Source organism: Azospirillum sp. B2RO_4 (assembly GCF_051124815.1).
In the GTDB taxonomy this organism is placed as follows: domain Bacteria; phylum Pseudomonadota; class Alphaproteobacteria; order Azospirillales; family Azospirillaceae; genus Azospirillum.
In genome coordinates this window covers 2,765,819-2,780,019 of record NZ_CP118485.1, presented here as the reverse complement: position 1 = coordinate 2,780,019, position 14,201 = coordinate 2,765,819, and the positions used below count along the sequence as shown (strand labels likewise).

Genomic DNA, 14,201 nt, shown 5'->3' with positions numbered 1-14,201 from the left:
TCAGCCGGCTTGGCTGTCGCGGCTGCGACGTTCGTAATGCTTGGCGTATTTGTCGGTGATCAGATCGGTCTTCACCACGATGCAGACGTCGGTGGTGTTGAACTGGTGATCGATGACCGCACCGTCGCCGATGAAGCCGCCGAGCCGCAGATAGCCCTTGATCAGCGGCGGCAGGATGTTCAGCGCCCGCCGCGGGTCGATATGCTCCTTCGCCATGCGGTCCAGCGACACGAAGCGTTCCGGCAAGGCCGTCGCCCGCAGCTCCGCCGGGGCCAGATGATGATGATAGAGGTAGGACAGCGGCTCCGCCATGGCGTCCGGATCGGTGCCGGGCAGGCTGGCGCAGCCGAACATCAGGGCGATGTCGTGCTGGAACACGTAGGCGGCGATGCCCTGCCACAGCAGTTGCATGCTGCCGCGCGTGCGGTAGCCGGCATCGACGCAGGACCGGCCAAGCTCCAGAACCTCGCCGGGATAGCTGGCAAGGCGGCCGATGTCGTACTCGTCACTGGAATAGAAGCGGCCGACCTTCTCGGCGGCGGGACGGCGGATCAGGCGGTAGGTGCCGACCACCATGTCGGGACCGTTGCCGCGGGAGTGGTCGATGACCAGCAGATGGTCGGCGACGCCGTCGTAATCGTCGAAATCGCGCCCCCGTGCCTGCATCTCGGGGGAGGGGATCGCCGCCATCTCCTCGTAGAAGACACGGTAGCGCAAGGCCTGCGCCCAGTCGATCTCCTCCGCGGAACGGGCAAGCCGCACCTCCAGCGTGCCGAGGCGGATGCCATCGGTCAGCTTTTCGCCGGCGGTCGCATTTTCGATGGTGGCGGCCTCGGGTGCGGACGCCTCGCTCCGCTCCGGGCTAGTCCGGATCATGCCCGGCTGGTCCAAGCTTGCATCAGCCATGTCGACGGTCCGCTGCGATGGTTCGGGACTGTGCGCCGCGCCGGTCTGCCGCCGCCGGGCCACGGCGGCCAGGGTCGGGACGGACAGCGTCGCACGCACCACAAGGCATAACACGATCCGCCGGTTGCCGGTCAACCGACATCGTCGCGTGCCGTCAGCCGAACCCTGCGGCGAACTTCGGGGATGCAGCCGCTACGGCGCTCCGGGTGTACCGGCAGCCAATGCCGGCAACCGATGCGGAAGGAAGAAGCGGGAGAGGGCAGGCACGGGCGGCGGCGCCGTCATGACGCCGGTCCGCCCTGCGGAAGCCCCGGCCGTCAGGCGCCGCGGCGGGCGCGGGTGCCGAGACCGATCTGCTTGGCCAGCGAGCTGCGCTGGCGGGCATAGTTCGGCGCGACCATCGGGTAGTCGGTCGGCAGGCCCCAGCGGTCACGGTATTCTTCTGGAGTCATATTGTACGCCGTCTTGAGATGGCGCTTCAGCATCTTCAGCTTCTTGCCGTCTTCCAGGCACACAATATAGTCCGGCGTGACCGACTTCTTGATCGGCACGGCGGGCTGCGGCCGCTCCTCCGCCACCACCGGTTCGGTGCCGACGTTGGCCAGCGACTTGTAGACCTGTTCGATCAGCGTCGGAAGATCGGTCAGCGAGACTGTATTGTTGGAGACATGCGCCGCCACGATCTCCGTGGTCAGAGACAACAGCGCGTTGGAAGGGGACCCGTTGCTCATGTAAGCTTGCTCCGCGGCATTCGTACCTCACCATATAAAGAGGTTTTCTGCATCGTGCAATATCCATCCTTTGGCGCAAAGAGGAATCGGTGACCGAAAAAATCTCCGCAGACTTGTTTCTCGACATCACCTCGCAGGTTTGTCCGTTAACCTTCGTCAAGACCAAGTTGATGGTAGAGCGGATGGACGCGGGGCAGACACTCGAAGTCCGGCTGAATGCCGGTGAACCCTTGGAAAACGTTCCACGATCCTTGGTCGAGTTGGGTCACAGCATTCTATCTGTCCACCCCGAACGATTGGATGATCCTGACGGAGTCCACCGCCTGATCGTGCGGAAAAATTAACCCCTATGCCCCATCCAGATTGCGGCGCAGGACAAGCGCCGCGACCCGGCCGTCGACACGCCTGTAGTATCCGGGGCGGCGGCCGACGGAAAAAAAGCCGCTGGCCTTGTATAGACTCGATGCCGCCGGATTATCCTCGGCGACTTCAAGAAACAGCGCAGTCGCCCCCAGGTCTTGCGCCCCGGTGACGGCAGCCTCGACCAGCAGGCGGCCGATGCCGCCGCGGCGCGCCTGGGGCAGCACGCCGATCGCCAGGATCTCGGCATCCTCCGCCGCGACGCGGGCCATGACGAAGCCGACCGGCTGGTCCTGCGGGTCGAGCGCGATGACGGCGAAGCCGGCCGGCGGCGTTGACAGGGTGGCGACCGACGCCTCGTCCCACGGATCGTCGGGAAAGCAGGCCTGCTGCAGGGCCGCGACCACCCCGGCCTCCAGCGGACCGGCGGGGTGGAGGCGGATGGTGGGCGCGGTCATGCCGCCGCTCCCGGTTCCGGCTTGGCGGCGGGATTGCGGGCAACCGACTTCGGCAAAGTGACGTCGGGCGGGCGGAGGTAGAAGGGCTCGACCGGCAGGCCGGTGGGACGGGCCGCCCCCAGCGCCGCAACGACCGCCGCGTCCGGCAGCCCGTCGCCGGACGCCTGGACGACATCGGCCCGCCCATCCAGCAGCGGGAGCAGCGCCGCAGCCGCGTCGCCGGCCAGCAGCAGCGGACCGGACGGGCACAGCGCGTCGAGCCAGCCGGCGATCGCCGACGGGTCGGGCATCGCCGGCTCGCCCACGGGGGCCAGAGCCGCGTCGTACAACTGCAGGAAGGGCTCGGCCCGCCGGCTGTCGACGGCGACCAGCAGGAAACGGCCGGCGCGTTCGGCCGCCGGCACACCATGGGCGATGGCGTCGAAACTGGTGATCCCGACCACCGGCAGGTCCTGGGCGACGGCGATGCCGCGCGCGGCGGCCAGCGCGATGCGCAGCCCGGTGAAGGCGCCCGGCCCGACGGTGACGGCGATGCGGTCGAGGTCGCCGAAGCCGACGCCGGCCTCGGCCAGCACGTCCTGCGCCAGCGGCACCAGCACCTCGGCCTGACCGCGCGACATCGGCGGGCTGCGCCTTACGGTCACGCGCGCCCCGCCGGCCTGACCGGCCGCTCCCGCGCACACTCCCTCCCACACTGCCGCCGAACAGCCGGACGTGGCCGTATCCAGACCCAGAACCTTCATCGCTCCGCCTTCCTGGCCGCCGCGTCGCGCGGACGGCCGCTGTGTAATACGCAGACACGCCTTCCCTGGATTGCCACACCGGGACCGTTCCATCGGGAAAGACCGCCTCCGGCATGGCAGACCCGTGACCATGGCAGATGGCGCCGCGGCCATGCTAGAGGACGATCCTTGTCCTCATACGCCCATGGTTGTCCATTCCATGCTGACCGAGATCGCGCCCCCGGCCTTCGACATCGATCTGGAGCTTCTCTACGCCACCGCCGACAACCTGTCCGGCGTGCCGATCTACCGCTCGGCGGTGTGCCTGCTGCATCCCGAAGCGGCCCGCCGGCTCGGCGATGCCATCCGGCTGGCCCGCGGCATCGGCTGCCGCCTGCGGATTTACGATGCCTTCCGCCCGGCGGAGGCGCAATGGAGGCTCTGGCACGCCTTTCCCGACCCCGTCTATATCGCCGACCCGCGGCTGGGCTCCAACCACACCCGCGGCGTCGCGGTCGACCTGACGCTGGTGGATGGCGCCGGCGCAGCCCTGGACATGGGCACCGGCTTCGACGCGATGACCGAGCGGTCGCACCATGGCCGCAGCGACCTGACCGCCGAACAGCAGCGCAACCGCGCCCTGCTGCTGGGCGTGATGGTCGGCGCCGGGTGGGAGCACTACCCGTCGGAATGGTGGCACTATCAGCTTCCGAATGCCGAGCGCTACCCGCTGCTGACCGACGCGGCGGCCGGCGGCCGGCTGATGTAGGAAGGGCTGGGCGCCGGCTCCTATATCGGGGCTTGTGCCGGCGCGGACGTCTTCCATTGTTGCACGCGCGCACCGCATCGCCGCCGTCCGTGGAAAAGCGGTGGACGGAGCTTGTTCGCATGGCGGGGACTATGGCACATCCTTTGCGTCTGGGCGAAGGTCGCCCCGATCAGCCTTTTCCGCAGGCCGCCATGCCGTTCCGTCGTGCCGTCAGGGTACTCGCCGCCGCCGCGCTGTCCGTCTGGACCGCGTTCGTGCCGGTGTCCCGGCCCGCCGCCGCCGAATCCGCTTCACCGCTGGGCGCCAGCGCGGTGGTCTTCGCCTATGACCGCTTCGGCGAGGACCAGAACCCCTCGATCAGCATCCGAATCGACCAGTTCGAAGCCCATCTCGACGAGCTGACCGACGGCGATTACCACGTCCTGCCGCTGCCGAAGATCCTGGACGCCCTGCGCACCGGCAAGCCGCTGCCCGACCGCACGGTGGCGATCACCATCGACGAGGCCAGCCGCTCCGCCTTCACCGAGGCCTGGCCGCGGCTGAAGGCGGCCAATCTGCCCTTTACCCTGTTCGTCGCCACCGACGCGGTGGATCGTGGCGCTCCCACCCACATGACCTGGGCCGAAATCCGCCAGCTGGCGGCGGCGGGGGTCACCATCGGGGCGCTCGGCACCTCGACCCAGTCGATGTTGGCGCGCAGCCCGGACCAGCTGGCGGCCGACCTGCGCCGGATGTCCGACCGCTTCCAGACCGAACTGGGCAAGCGCCCGGCGGTCTTCGCCTATCCGCAGGGGGAATATTCGCTGGCCGTGCGGCAGCTGGTGGTCGACCAGGGCTTCACCGCCGCCTTCGGCCAGCAGTCGGGGGTCCTGCACCCGCAGGCCGATCCCTGGAGCCTGCCGCGCTTCGTCATGAACGAGACCTACGGCAGCGCCGACCGTTTCGAACTGGCCGCCAACGCGCTGCCGCTGCCGGTGTCGGACCTGACGCCCGACGACCCGCTGGTCACCGTCAACCCGCCGCCGCTGGGCTTCACCATCGCCGACGGGGTGGGCGACAGCTCCAAGCTCGCCTGCTTCGCCACCGGCCAGGGCCGCACCGCGCTGGAGCGCATCGCCGAGGATCGGGTGGAGGTCCGCATCAAGGATCCCTTCCCGCCGGGCCGCGCCCGCGTCAACTGCACCCTGCCGGCCGCCGACGGCCGCTGGCGCTGGCTGGGCGTGCAGTTCCTGATCCCCGAGTAAATCCCGGCGCAAGCGGTCGCGGCGGCAATCCCGACCGGTCCAAACGGGCATTGGCGGAAGGACGGCCGCCGCCTATGGTGCCGGTCCCGGCGTGCCACAGCAGCACGCGGCGATTTTTCGGGAGCAGGCGATGGCCGACGATAGCTATTCACCGGACGGGCAGGGGAACGGTCCCGGCTCCGACATCGGCTGGTCCGACACGGTGCGGTTCCGGCTGCCGGCCGGCTGGGCGGTCGATGTGGAAGAGCATGAAGGGCAGCCGGTGGGCACCTTCCGGCCGCCGCCGCCGGCCGCCGGCGTGCTGCGGCTGGTGACCGACCGGGTGGTGCCGCGGCCGGACTCCGGCGGAACGGCAGCCACCCTGCAGGAGATGGCGCTGCGCTTCGTCCGGCCGCAGGACCCGCGGGCGGGCGACCGGACGGTGGACAGCCGCGCCGACGGCGCCGTGATCGCCCAGGCGATGATGCGGACGGAGGAGGAAGGCCGCGCCGAGACCCACTATCTGTGGCTGGTCGGCGCGGAACGGCCGGATGCGGCGGGGAGTGTGGCCGCGGTCGCGATGTTCAGCTTCGCGCTTCCCGACCTGATGGATGGCGATGAATCCTGTGCCGAGATGCTGGGCCGGATCGACGACGCCATCCGCAACGCCCAGATCCTGTAAGGCAGGATCCTGTAGGGCAGAGGGGCTTCCGCCCCTGCAATTCAAGGCAGGCCGGGGTGCCGGTCAGCAGTGGCCGGCCCCGGTCGCCATCAGCGCCTTCAGGCGGACGGCCTGGGGGTCGTGGGCGACGGCCGCCTCTTCCGCGGCGAGGGCCGCGAGGCTGATGAAGCGCGCCAGGTCGTCGAGGTCGCAGCGCGTCGCGTCGCTCATCAGGCTGTCCAGGCAGGACTTGATGGCCAGTGCCACATCGCGTCGTTCGTCCATTATCGCGCTTCCCTTTCACACCTGTGTGACCAGCTTTGCATGGAACCGCATGCTCCGGTGGCGGCGACGGAAGCGTCGCTGGCCCAATCCCTTGCGGTCGTCCCTTATGACACAAAGGAGATAGCATATTCCTTTTGGTTTTTCACTATATAGATTCTCTGGAACTTGAATAAACACAGCAACCGCGAATTGATTGGAAGAGGCTCTGCACGCCATTGCTTGTTAATGAAAGGTTAACTGCATTGGTTGGTTCATAATCGAAGTATTATTCACTTGTAACATCTGTGACGATTTGAATCAGAGAGGGTGATTATCGGGATACTCGCCTTCGCTTGCTTGAATACACCGGTATTCTATTGCGAAGAGCAGCGGGACGGCAACGGCGTGGCGGAGGATGTCGCGGCAGCGCTTTTTCGCCGTATTTGCGGGTCGAAAGGCGCTCCACCCTGTTGCAGCCCGAAACGGCTCCGCCTATATCTCCGCCAGCACGGGCCGGACCCGGGGGCCTTGCTCTCAAGCATCGTTCCCCCGGGCGCCGGACCCCCACGCGCTCCACCGACGTTTCACCGACCCTATGGGGATCGCGGCGGTGCCGGACCAGACGGGCCGCCACGCATCTGCCGAACGAAAGAGGCTGAACATGAGCAAAGTGATTGGTATCGACCTCGGCACCACGAACTCGTGCGTCGCCGTGATGGAAGGCGGCAGCGCCAAGGTGATCGAGAACGCCGAGGGCGCGCGGACCACGCCGTCCATGGTCGCCTTCAGCCAGGGCGGCGAGCGGCTGATCGGCCAGCCCGCCAAGCGCCAGGCGGTCACCAATCCGGAAAACACCCTCTTCGCCATCAAGCGTCTGATCGGCCGCCGTTTCGACGATCCGCTGACGAAGAAGGACCAGGGCCTGGTTCCCTACCGCATCATCTCCGGCGACAACGGCGACGCCTGGGTCGAGGCGCACGGCAAGAAGTACAGCCCCAGCCAGATCAGCGCCTTCATCCTCACCAAGATGAAGGAGACCGCCGAGAACTATCTGGGCGAGAAGGTCACGCAGGCGGTCATCACCGTCCCGGCCTACTTCAACGACAGCCAGCGCCAGGCCACCAAGGACGCCGGCAAGATCGCCGGCCTGGACGTGCTGCGCATCATCAACGAGCCGACGGCCGCCGCGCTCGCCTACGGCATGGAGAAGAAGGGCACCGGCACCGTCGCGGTCTATGACCTGGGCGGCGGCACCTTCGACATCTCCGTGCTGGAGATCGGCGACGGCGTGTTCGAGGTGAAGTCGACCAACGGCGACACCTTCCTGGGCGGCGAGGACTTCGACAGCCGGGTCATCGAGTATCTGGCCGACGAGTTCAACAAGGAGCAGGGCATCGACCTGCGCAAGGACAAGCTCGCGCTGCAGCGCCTGAAGGAAGCTGCGGAGAAGGCGAAGATCGAGCTGTCGTCCACCACGCAGACCGAAGTCAACCTGCCCTTCATCACCGCCGACCAGACCGGTCCGAAGCACCTGAACATCAAGCTGACCCGCGCCAAGCTGGAAGCCCTGGTGGACGATCTGGTGCAGCGCACGATCGAGCCCTGCAAGGCGGCCCTGAAGGACGCCGGCCTGAAGGCCAGCGAGATCGACGAGGTGATCCTGGTCGGCGGCATGACCCGCATGCCCAAGGTCATCGACGCGGTGAAGCAGTTCTTCGGCCGTGAGCCGCACCGCGGCGTGAACCCGGACGAGGTGGTCGCCATCGGCGCCGCCATCCAGGGCGGCGTGCTGAAGGGCGAGGTCAAGGACGTCCTGCTGCTCGACGTCACCCCGCTGTCGCTGGGCATCGAGACGCTGGGCGGCGTCTTCACCCGTCTGATCGACCGCAACACCACGGTCCCGACGAAGAAGAGCCAGACCTTCTCGACCGCCGAGGACAACCAGAACGCCGTCACCATCCGCGTCTTCCAGGGCGAGCGCGAGATGGCGGCCGACAACAAGATGCTGGGCCAGTTCGATCTGGTCGGCATCCCGCCGGCCCCGCGCGGCGTGCCGCAGATCGAGGTGACCTTCGACATCGACGCCAACGGCATCGTCAGCGTCACGGCGAAGGACAAGGCGACCGGCAAGGAGCAGCAGATCCGCATCCAGGCCTCGGGCGGCCTGTCGGACGCCGACATCCAGAAGATGGTCAAGGACGCGGAGGCCCACTCCGCCGACGACAAGAAGCGCCGCGAGCTGGTCGACGCCCGCAACCATGCCGACGCCCTGATCCACACCACCGAGCGGACCATCAAGGAGAACGGCGACAAGATCCCGGCCTCCGACAAGACCGCCGCGGAGGCTGCCGTCGCCGAGCTGAAGTCGGTGCTGGACAGCGAGGATCTGGACGGCATCAAGGCGAAGACCGAGGCGCTGGCCCAGGTCTCGATGAAGCTGGGCGAGGCGATGTACAAGGCCGGCCAGGGCGAGGCCCCGGCTGCGGGCGGCGAGGCGCCGGGCGCCCAGCCGAACGAGCCGGGCGTCGTCGACGCCGACTTCGAAGAGGTCCAGGACGACAAGAAGAAGTCGGCCTGAGGTTAGGCCAGCTTCTTTTTGATACGGACCTGACGCGAGCATCGATGGCCCGCCGCCTTTTCCCGGCGGCGGGCCTTCGGTATGCTGGGGTCAGGCTCCGGCGCGACGCGGACAGTTTGGACCAGAACGACTCAAAGGCGGTCGGCCCCCATGGCGAAACAGGATTATTACGAGCTGCTCGGTGTGGCGAAGAACGCCAGCGCGGATGAGCTGAAAAAAGCTTATCGCAAGATGGCGATGCAGTACCACCCGGACCGCAACCAGGGTGACAAGGACGCCGAGCAGAAGTTCAAGGAAATCAGCGAAGCGTACGACGTCCTGAAGGACGATCAGAAGCGCGCGGCCTACGACCGGTTCGGCCACGCCGCCTTCGAGAACGGCCGTGGTCCGGGACCGGGTGCGGGCGCCGGCGGCTTCAACTTCGACTTCGGCGGCGGCGGCGGCTTCGCCGACATCTTCGACGAGATGTTCGGCGAATTCATGGGCGGACGCCGCGGCGGCGGCGGTGCGTCGGGCCGCGGCCAGGACCTGCGCTACAATCTGGAGATCGGGCTGGAGGACGCCTTCAAGGGCACCCAGACCACCATCCGCGTGCCCACCACCGTGCAGTGCGACAGCTGCAACGGCTCCGGCGCCGCGGCGGGGACCCAGCCGATCACCTGCCCGACCTGCCAGGGTCACGGCAAGGTGCGGGCGCAGCAGGGCTTCTTCACCATCGAGCGGACCTGCCCCGGCTGCCACGGCGCCGGCAAGGTCATCAAGGACGCCTGCAAGAACTGCGGCGGCTCCGGCCGTCTGCGCAAGGAAAAGACCCTGCAGGTCAACATCCCCGCCGGCGTCGAGGACGGCACCCGCATCCGTCTGGCCGGCGAGGGCGAGGCGGGGCTGCGCGGGGCGCCGGCCGGCGACCTCTACATCTTCCTGGCGCTGGCGCCGCACCCGATCTTCCAGCGCGACGGCGCCAACATCCACTGCCGGGTGCCGATCCCGATGACCACGGCGGCGCTCGGCGGTTCGGTGGAGGTGCCGACCATCGACGGCAGCCGCACCAAGGTGACGGTGCCGCCGGGCACCCAGTCCGGCCACCAGTTCCGCATCAAGGGCAAGGGCATGTCGGTGCTGCGCAGCGCCCAGCGCGGCGACATGTACATCCAGGCGGTGGTCGAGACCCCGGTGAACCTGACCAAGCGCCAGCAGGAACTGCTGCGCGAGTTCGAGGGCGCCGCTAAGGAAGGGTCGAACCCGCAGTCGGAGGGCTTCTTCGCCAAGGTGAAGGAGCTTTGGGAGGACCTGAAGGACTGATCCTTCACCAATGCGAAAATTATCGACGGGCGGCGTATCGGTGATGCGCCGCCCGTTACTTTTTGTCGCATGCCGGGATCTTTCCGCGTTTTCCGGCAACTTATGAGCCGTTTCAGCGCGAAAGCCGTTGAAGGGGAGGTCATGCCCGTGTAATCACCCAGCATGGCTAATCCATTGGCGACATGTCCGGCCGGTGCCGGGGGCAGGCTGCCTGATGCGGGTTGACAGGCTTCTTGCCGCCCTGTTCGGCGCCTTCGTCCGCGGCGACGAACTGCCCGACCTGATCCGTCCGGCCGGTCACACGCCGATCCTGCAGCGCCGCCGCGCCGCGATGATCCAGTCGCGCGTGCGCATGGTGGCGCTGATCTTCGGCGTCCTGACGCCGCTGTGGATCGCCATCGACGTCACCGTCTTCGAATGGAGGCTGGCGGTCTGGCTGATCGTCCTGCGTCTGAGCGCCAGTGCCGCCTTCCTGGCGCTCGCCTTCGACCGCCGGTCGTGCGAGGACATGACCTGCGCCTGGTGGCGGCTGACCGCGCTGCTGGCGATCCCGACGCTGTTCTTCGCCATCTCGCACCCGCTGCTCTACAACCAGGGTGTCGACGACCTGCGCATCGCCGTCAGCGCCGGCTACGGCTATCTGCCCTTCGTGATGGTGGCGGGGCTCAGCGTCTTTCCGCTGACCGCGCTGGAGGGCGCGCTGTTCGCCGCCCCGATGCTGGGCGCCCATCTGGCCGCCGGCTTCTACGGCTCGCTGGTGATGCCGTTTCCCTCCTACATCAGCGCGCTGTGGCTGCTGGCGCTGATCGCGGTGGTGGCGACGCTGGCGGCGATCAGCCAGCTGCATTTCATGATCGCGCTGCTGGAACAGGCGGCGCACGACGCGCTGACCGGGGCCTTCTCACGCCGCATCGGCGAGGAGTTGCTGAAGCTCCAGGTCGCCCACGCTGAACGGGCGGCGCAGCCGCTGTCGGCGATCTTCGTCGATCTGGACGACTTCAAGGCGGTCAACGACCGCTATGGCCATGAGGAGGGCGACCGCGTCCTGCGCCATGCCGCCAACACCATCCGCAGCCTGCTGCGCCAGTCCGACGCGCTGGTGCGCTGGGGCGGGGAGGAGTTCCTGGTCGTCATGCCGGACACCCCGGTCGAAGGCGCGATGATCGCGGTGGAGCGGATGCGGCGCGCCGGATTCGGCAAGCGGCCGGACGGCAGCCTGCAGACCGCCAGCATCGGCATCGCCGAACAGACGGCCGACCGCCCCGCCGACTGGGAGTCCCTGGTCGAACTGGCCGACCAGCGCATGTACCGCGCCAAGCAGGACGGCAAGGATCGTGTGGTCACCGGCGGCGGCAACGGCCCCGCCGAGGCTCAGCCCTGGGACGGCATCACCGCCTGACCTTCCAGCGGATAGTCCCGCAGCGCCTCATACACCGCACCGCCGTTGCCGAGATGGCTGCGGTAGAGCGTGATGTGATCGACCGGCATCGGCCCGGCACGGAACAGGCCGCGGTCGGACAGGAAGCGGCCGATGCGGTCGGCCGGCGCGTCCCTCAGCCGGGCCAGCGTGATGTGGGGGGAGAACTTTCGCTCCTCCGCCGGCAGGCCGCAACGCACCAGGGCAGATTCGACCTTGGCCTGCAGATGGGCCAGCGCCTCGTTGCGCTCCACCCCCGCCCACAGCACCCGCGCCCTGCGTCCGCTGCCGAACATGCCGACGCCGTCGAGGGTGAGTTGGAACGCCGGCGCCCGGACCTCCGCAAGGGCGGCGTCGATGTCCATCGCCTGATCCTCCGGCACCTCGCCGATGAAGCGCAGGGTCAGGTGCATCGCCTCCGGTTCGGTCCAGCGCGCGCCGGGCACCCCGCCGGCCAGCCCGGCCAGCCGCTGGCGAATCTCCTCCGTCAGGTCGAGTGCGACGAACAGGCGGAGCATGGAACACCTCCGGGGGTGCTGCTACGGCCCACCCCCTTTCGGAAAAGGGAGTGGGCCGTAAGGCAGCTTACGGACACGGATCCGGCATGCGGTTGTGCACGGCGTCGATCTCCGCCATCACCTCCGGCGACAGGGTCACGTCGATCGAGTCGATGTTGGAGATCAGCGTTTCCATCGTCGTCGCCCCGATCAGGGACGAGGTGACGAAGGGTTGCTGCAGCGTGAAGGCGATGGCCATCTGGTTGGGCGCCAGACCGTGGCGGCGGGCGATGTCCAGATAGGCCTCCGTCGCCGCGTCGGCATTGACGGTGGCGTAGCGCGACGGCCGGTGGTCGAGCGCGCGGCGGCTGCCCGGCGGGACGGCGCCGTTCAGATATTTGCCGGTCAGCGTGCCGGCCCCCAGCGGCGAATAGGCCAGCAGCCCGACATCCTCGCGCAGGGCCACTTCCGACAGGCCATTCTCGAAGGTCCGGTTCAGCAGGTTGTAAGCGTTCTGGATGGAGGCGACGCGCGGCAACCCCGCCACCTCGGCGGCGCGCAGCCAGCGCATCACGCCCCACGGGCTTTCGTTCGACAGGCCGACATGGCGGATCTTGCCGGCCTGAACCAGTTCGGCCAGCGCCGCCAGCGTTTCCTCGATCGGCACGCCGTCCTGTTCGGGCTTGTGGCGGTAGGTGCGGACGCCGAAGCGGTTGGTGACGCGGTCGGGCCAATGGATCTGGTAGAGGTCGATGTAGTCGGTCTGCAGCCGCGACAGGCTGGCCTCCACCGCGGCGAAGAGGTTGGCGCGGTCGAGCCGCGACTTGCCCTCGCGCACCCAACCGAAGCCGCCGGCCGGCGCGCCGATGATCTTGCTGGCGAGGATCACCTTGTCACGCTTGCCGCGCGACTGGAACCAACCGCCGATCACCGCCTCGGTCTTGCCATAGGTGTCGGCGGTGGGCGGGATGGCGTACATCTCCGCCGTGTCCCAGAAATTGATGCCGCGGTCGAGCGCGGCATCCATCTGGGCGTGGCCTTCGGCCTCGGTGTTCTGGCGGCCCCAGGTCATGGTGCCCAGGCCGATGGCGCTGACCGACAGGCCGGTGCGGCCAAGCGGACGATACTGCATCCGGAACGTTCCTTATCCGTAATGATCTTTTAGAGGAAGAGCGTCAGCACGCCGGTGTAGCCATAGAGCCGGTTGTGCGACACCTCGCCCGAGGCGAAGAAGCCGGTCAGCGGGATGTCGCCGAAGGTGTCGCGGATCATCGACAGCTCGGCGTTCGCGGCGCCGAACAGGCCGGGGCCACGGGCGATGCAACTGACATACACCGCTCCCTTCGGCGTCGCCTTCACCCGTTTCTTGAGGCTGTCCAGCATCCGGCGCATGTCGGCGGTGGCGGTCTCCGGATCGCGGCGGGTGAACATCACCGGCTGGCCGGTCGTCACCCGCTCGGCGATGGAGATCCAGCCGGCGCGCGGGTCGATGGCGATCAGGTCGCGCACCAGATAATCCTGGGTGTCGGAGCCGGCAATCGGCAGCCCGGCGCAGATCACCCCGGCGACCTGCCGCAGGTCGGCGGCAAGCTCCGGCCCGATGTCCTCCTTGAAGATTTCCAGCGCCGGGCGGTTGTCGATTTCCAGGATCACGTTGTCGTCGCTGGCGGTGACGGTGCGCGTCGGCCCGATCGGGCGGCAGCCCTGGGTCAGGGCGGTGGCGACCGGCAGGTTCGGTGCGAACAGCACGCCCGACACGCCGCCCTCGGTGACCGGATCGGCATCCTCGGCCCCGGCGGCGATCTGCGGGAATTCCCCGCGCGAGGCGGTCAGGCCGCCGACCAGGAAGACGCCGGCCTCCTCCGACAGACGGGCGACCAGCCCGGCCATGTCGGCATGGTGCGGGTCGACATGGACCAGCGCCAGCGCCGCGCCATGCTTGTCGAGCCAGCCGCCGGCGCTGCCGCGCAGCGGCTCCAGCCCGTCGGTCAGGGTGGGGAACAGGCGGAAGCTGTCCTCCGGCAGGCGGGCGGCCATGATCGCCATCCCCGGCTCGTCGAACAGGGCCTCGCCATTGGCCATCACGCCGATGCCGGCGGTGCCGACCCAATGGCGGATGCCGGTGACGCCGCGCAGCAGGGTGACGATGCTGGTCGCATGCTCCGCCAGCCCGTCGGTCAAGTAGACGAAACCCAGGTTGCAGCCGGCGACCGGCCCCAGCCGGTCGAGACAGGCCTTGACCGTCGGCCCCCATTCCGCCCCGGCGGCGCAGGCGGCGTGAAAGCGGGTGTCGCTGTCGAGGGTCACGGTCAT

Annotated in this window: 15 protein-coding genes; 7 read left to right on the top strand and 8 right to left on the bottom strand. The window is 68.2% G+C overall.

Translation table 11 applies throughout. The features are described 5' to 3' along the window. Positions 1-906, bottom strand: a complete 906-nt coding sequence (locus PWS46_RS13390; RefSeq protein ID WP_434616048.1) for a GNAT family N-acetyltransferase — start codon at positions 904-906, stop codon at positions 1-3. Positions 907-1,223: 317 nt separating this feature from the next. Then, positions 1,224-1,637, bottom strand: coding sequence for a MucR family transcriptional regulator (locus PWS46_RS13385; RefSeq protein ID WP_085087004.1), 414 nt, complete (start codon positions 1,635-1,637; stop codon positions 1,224-1,226). 89 nt (positions 1,638-1,726) lie between these two features. Here PWS46_RS13385 and PWS46_RS13380 point away from each other — a divergent pair, with 89 nt between their 5' ends. Then, positions 1,727-1,981 carry a sulfurtransferase TusA family protein gene (locus PWS46_RS13380; protein WP_085087002.1) on the top strand — a complete coding sequence of 85 codons (255 nt, stop codon included), beginning with the start codon at positions 1,727-1,729 and terminating at the stop codon, positions 1,979-1,981. Between the two features lie 3 nt (positions 1,982-1,984). On the opposite strand, the gene PWS46_RS13375 is transcribed toward PWS46_RS13380, so the two are convergent. Both PWS46_RS13375 and tsaB read right to left on the bottom strand, forming a co-directional pair. Further along, positions 1,985-2,455 carry a GNAT family N-acetyltransferase gene (locus PWS46_RS13375; RefSeq protein WP_434616045.1) on the bottom strand — a complete coding sequence of 157 codons (471 nt, stop codon included), beginning with the start codon at positions 2,453-2,455 and terminating at the stop codon, positions 1,985-1,987. Beyond that, a complete protein-coding gene (tsaB, locus tag PWS46_RS13370) occupies positions 2,452-3,198 on the bottom strand; it encodes a tRNA (adenosine(37)-N6)-threonylcarbamoyltransferase complex dimerization subunit type 1 TsaB (RefSeq protein ID WP_434616042.1) in 747 nt (248 codons plus the stop codon). The genes PWS46_RS13375 and tsaB overlap by 4 nt, the downstream gene beginning before the upstream one ends. A gap of 199 nt (positions 3,199-3,397) precedes the next feature. Between tsaB and ddpX the strand changes: the two genes are divergently transcribed. The 3 genes from ddpX (at position 3,398) to PWS46_RS13355 (ending at position 5,851) form a co-directional block, all read left to right on the top strand. Further along, positions 3,398-3,946 carry a D-alanyl-D-alanine dipeptidase gene (ddpX, locus tag PWS46_RS13365; protein ID WP_434616039.1) on the top strand — a complete coding sequence of 183 codons (549 nt, stop codon included), beginning with the start codon at positions 3,398-3,400 and terminating at the stop codon, positions 3,944-3,946. Between the two features lie 191 nt (positions 3,947-4,137). Further along, positions 4,138-5,190 carry a polysaccharide deacetylase family protein gene (locus tag PWS46_RS13360; protein WP_434616036.1) on the top strand — a complete coding sequence of 351 codons (1,053 nt, stop codon included), beginning with the start codon at positions 4,138-4,140 and terminating at the stop codon, positions 5,188-5,190. 130 nt (positions 5,191-5,320) lie between these two features. Continuing rightward, a complete protein-coding gene (locus tag PWS46_RS13355) occupies positions 5,321-5,851 on the top strand; it encodes a hypothetical protein (RefSeq protein WP_434616033.1) in 531 nt (176 codons plus the stop codon). A gap of 63 nt (positions 5,852-5,914) precedes the next feature. On the opposite strand, the gene PWS46_RS13350 is transcribed toward PWS46_RS13355, so the two are convergent. Continuing rightward, complete coding sequence (locus PWS46_RS13350; protein ID WP_434616030.1) at positions 5,915-6,115, bottom strand: hypothetical protein; 201 nt, start codon at positions 6,113-6,115, stop codon at positions 5,915-5,917. A gap of 640 nt (positions 6,116-6,755) precedes the next feature. Here PWS46_RS13350 and dnaK point away from each other — a divergent pair. The 3 genes from dnaK (at position 6,756) to PWS46_RS13335 (ending at position 11,373) form a co-directional block, all read left to right on the top strand. Beyond that, positions 6,756-8,672 (top strand): molecular chaperone DnaK, encoded by a 1,917-nt coding sequence (gene dnaK, locus PWS46_RS13345; RefSeq protein ID WP_434616028.1) that lies wholly within the window; start codon positions 6,756-6,758, stop codon positions 8,670-8,672. 150 nt (positions 8,673-8,822) lie between these two features. Next, on the top strand, positions 8,823-9,974 hold the full coding sequence (gene dnaJ, locus PWS46_RS13340; RefSeq protein ID WP_434616025.1) for a molecular chaperone DnaJ: 1,152 nt from the start codon (positions 8,823-8,825) through the stop codon (positions 9,972-9,974). Between the two features lie 214 nt (positions 9,975-10,188). After that, the gene (locus PWS46_RS13335) at positions 10,189-11,373 is read left to right on the top strand and encodes a diguanylate cyclase (protein WP_434616022.1); all 1,185 of its coding nucleotides are present in this window, start codon (positions 10,189-10,191) and stop codon (positions 11,371-11,373) included. On the opposite strand, the gene thpR is transcribed toward PWS46_RS13335, so the two are convergent. The 3 genes from thpR to PWS46_RS13320 form a co-directional block, all read right to left on the bottom strand. After that, complete coding sequence (gene thpR / locus PWS46_RS13330) at positions 11,346-11,909, bottom strand: RNA 2',3'-cyclic phosphodiesterase (protein ID WP_434616019.1); 564 nt, start codon at positions 11,907-11,909, stop codon at positions 11,346-11,348. The two genes, PWS46_RS13335 and thpR, sit on opposite strands and share 28 nt — an antisense overlap. Positions 11,910-11,976: 67 nt before the next feature. Then, a complete protein-coding gene (locus PWS46_RS13325; protein ID WP_434616016.1) occupies positions 11,977-13,020 on the bottom strand; it encodes an NADP(H)-dependent aldo-keto reductase in 1,044 nt (347 codons plus the stop codon). 29 nt (positions 13,021-13,049) lie between these two features. Next, a complete protein-coding gene (locus PWS46_RS13320; protein ID WP_434616013.1) occupies positions 13,050-14,201 on the bottom strand; it encodes an FIST signal transduction protein in 1,152 nt (383 codons plus the stop codon).

Excerpts from the sequence above, each read along its gene's own strand:
- PWS46_RS13360 (WP_434616036.1), top strand. The coding sequence starts at position 4,138 with ATGCCGTTCCGTCGTGCCGTCAGGGTACTCGCCGCCGCCGCGCTGTCC.
- PWS46_RS13355 (WP_434616033.1), top strand. The coding sequence starts at position 5,321 with ATGGCCGACGATAGCTATTCACCGGACGGGCAGGGGAACGGTCCCGGC.
- thpR (WP_434616019.1), bottom strand. The coding sequence starts at position 11,909 with ATGCTCCGCCTGTTCGTCGCACTCGACCTGACGGAGGAGATTCGCCAG.
- PWS46_RS13385 (WP_085087004.1), bottom strand. The coding sequence starts at position 1,637 with ATGAGCAACGGGTCCCCTTCCAACGCGCTGTTGTCTCTGACCACGGAG.
- ddpX (WP_434616039.1), top strand. The coding sequence starts at position 3,398 with ATGCTGACCGAGATCGCGCCCCCGGCCTTCGACATCGATCTGGAGCTT.
- PWS46_RS13325 (WP_434616016.1), bottom strand. The coding sequence starts at position 13,020 with ATGCAGTATCGTCCGCTTGGCCGCACCGGCCTGTCGGTCAGCGCCATC.
- dnaJ (WP_434616025.1), top strand. The coding sequence starts at position 8,823 with ATGGCGAAACAGGATTATTACGAGCTGCTCGGTGTGGCGAAGAACGCC.
- PWS46_RS13335 (WP_434616022.1), top strand. The coding sequence starts at position 10,189 with ATGCGGGTTGACAGGCTTCTTGCCGCCCTGTTCGGCGCCTTCGTCCGC.
- dnaK (WP_434616028.1), top strand. The coding sequence starts at position 6,756 with ATGAGCAAAGTGATTGGTATCGACCTCGGCACCACGAACTCGTGCGTC.
- PWS46_RS13390 (WP_434616048.1), bottom strand. The coding sequence starts at position 906 with ATGGCTGATGCAAGCTTGGACCAGCCGGGCATGATCCGGACTAGCCCG.
- tsaB (WP_434616042.1), bottom strand. The coding sequence starts at position 3,198 with ATGAAGGTTCTGGGTCTGGATACGGCCACGTCCGGCTGTTCGGCGGCA.
- PWS46_RS13320 (WP_434616013.1), bottom strand. The coding sequence starts at position 14,201 with ATGACCGTGACCCTCGACAGCGACACCCGCTTTCACGCCGCCTGCGCC.
- PWS46_RS13375 (WP_434616045.1), bottom strand. The coding sequence starts at position 2,455 with ATGACCGCGCCCACCATCCGCCTCCACCCCGCCGGTCCGCTGGAGGCC.
- PWS46_RS13350 (WP_434616030.1), bottom strand. The coding sequence starts at position 6,115 with ATGGACGAACGACGCGATGTGGCACTGGCCATCAAGTCCTGCCTGGAC.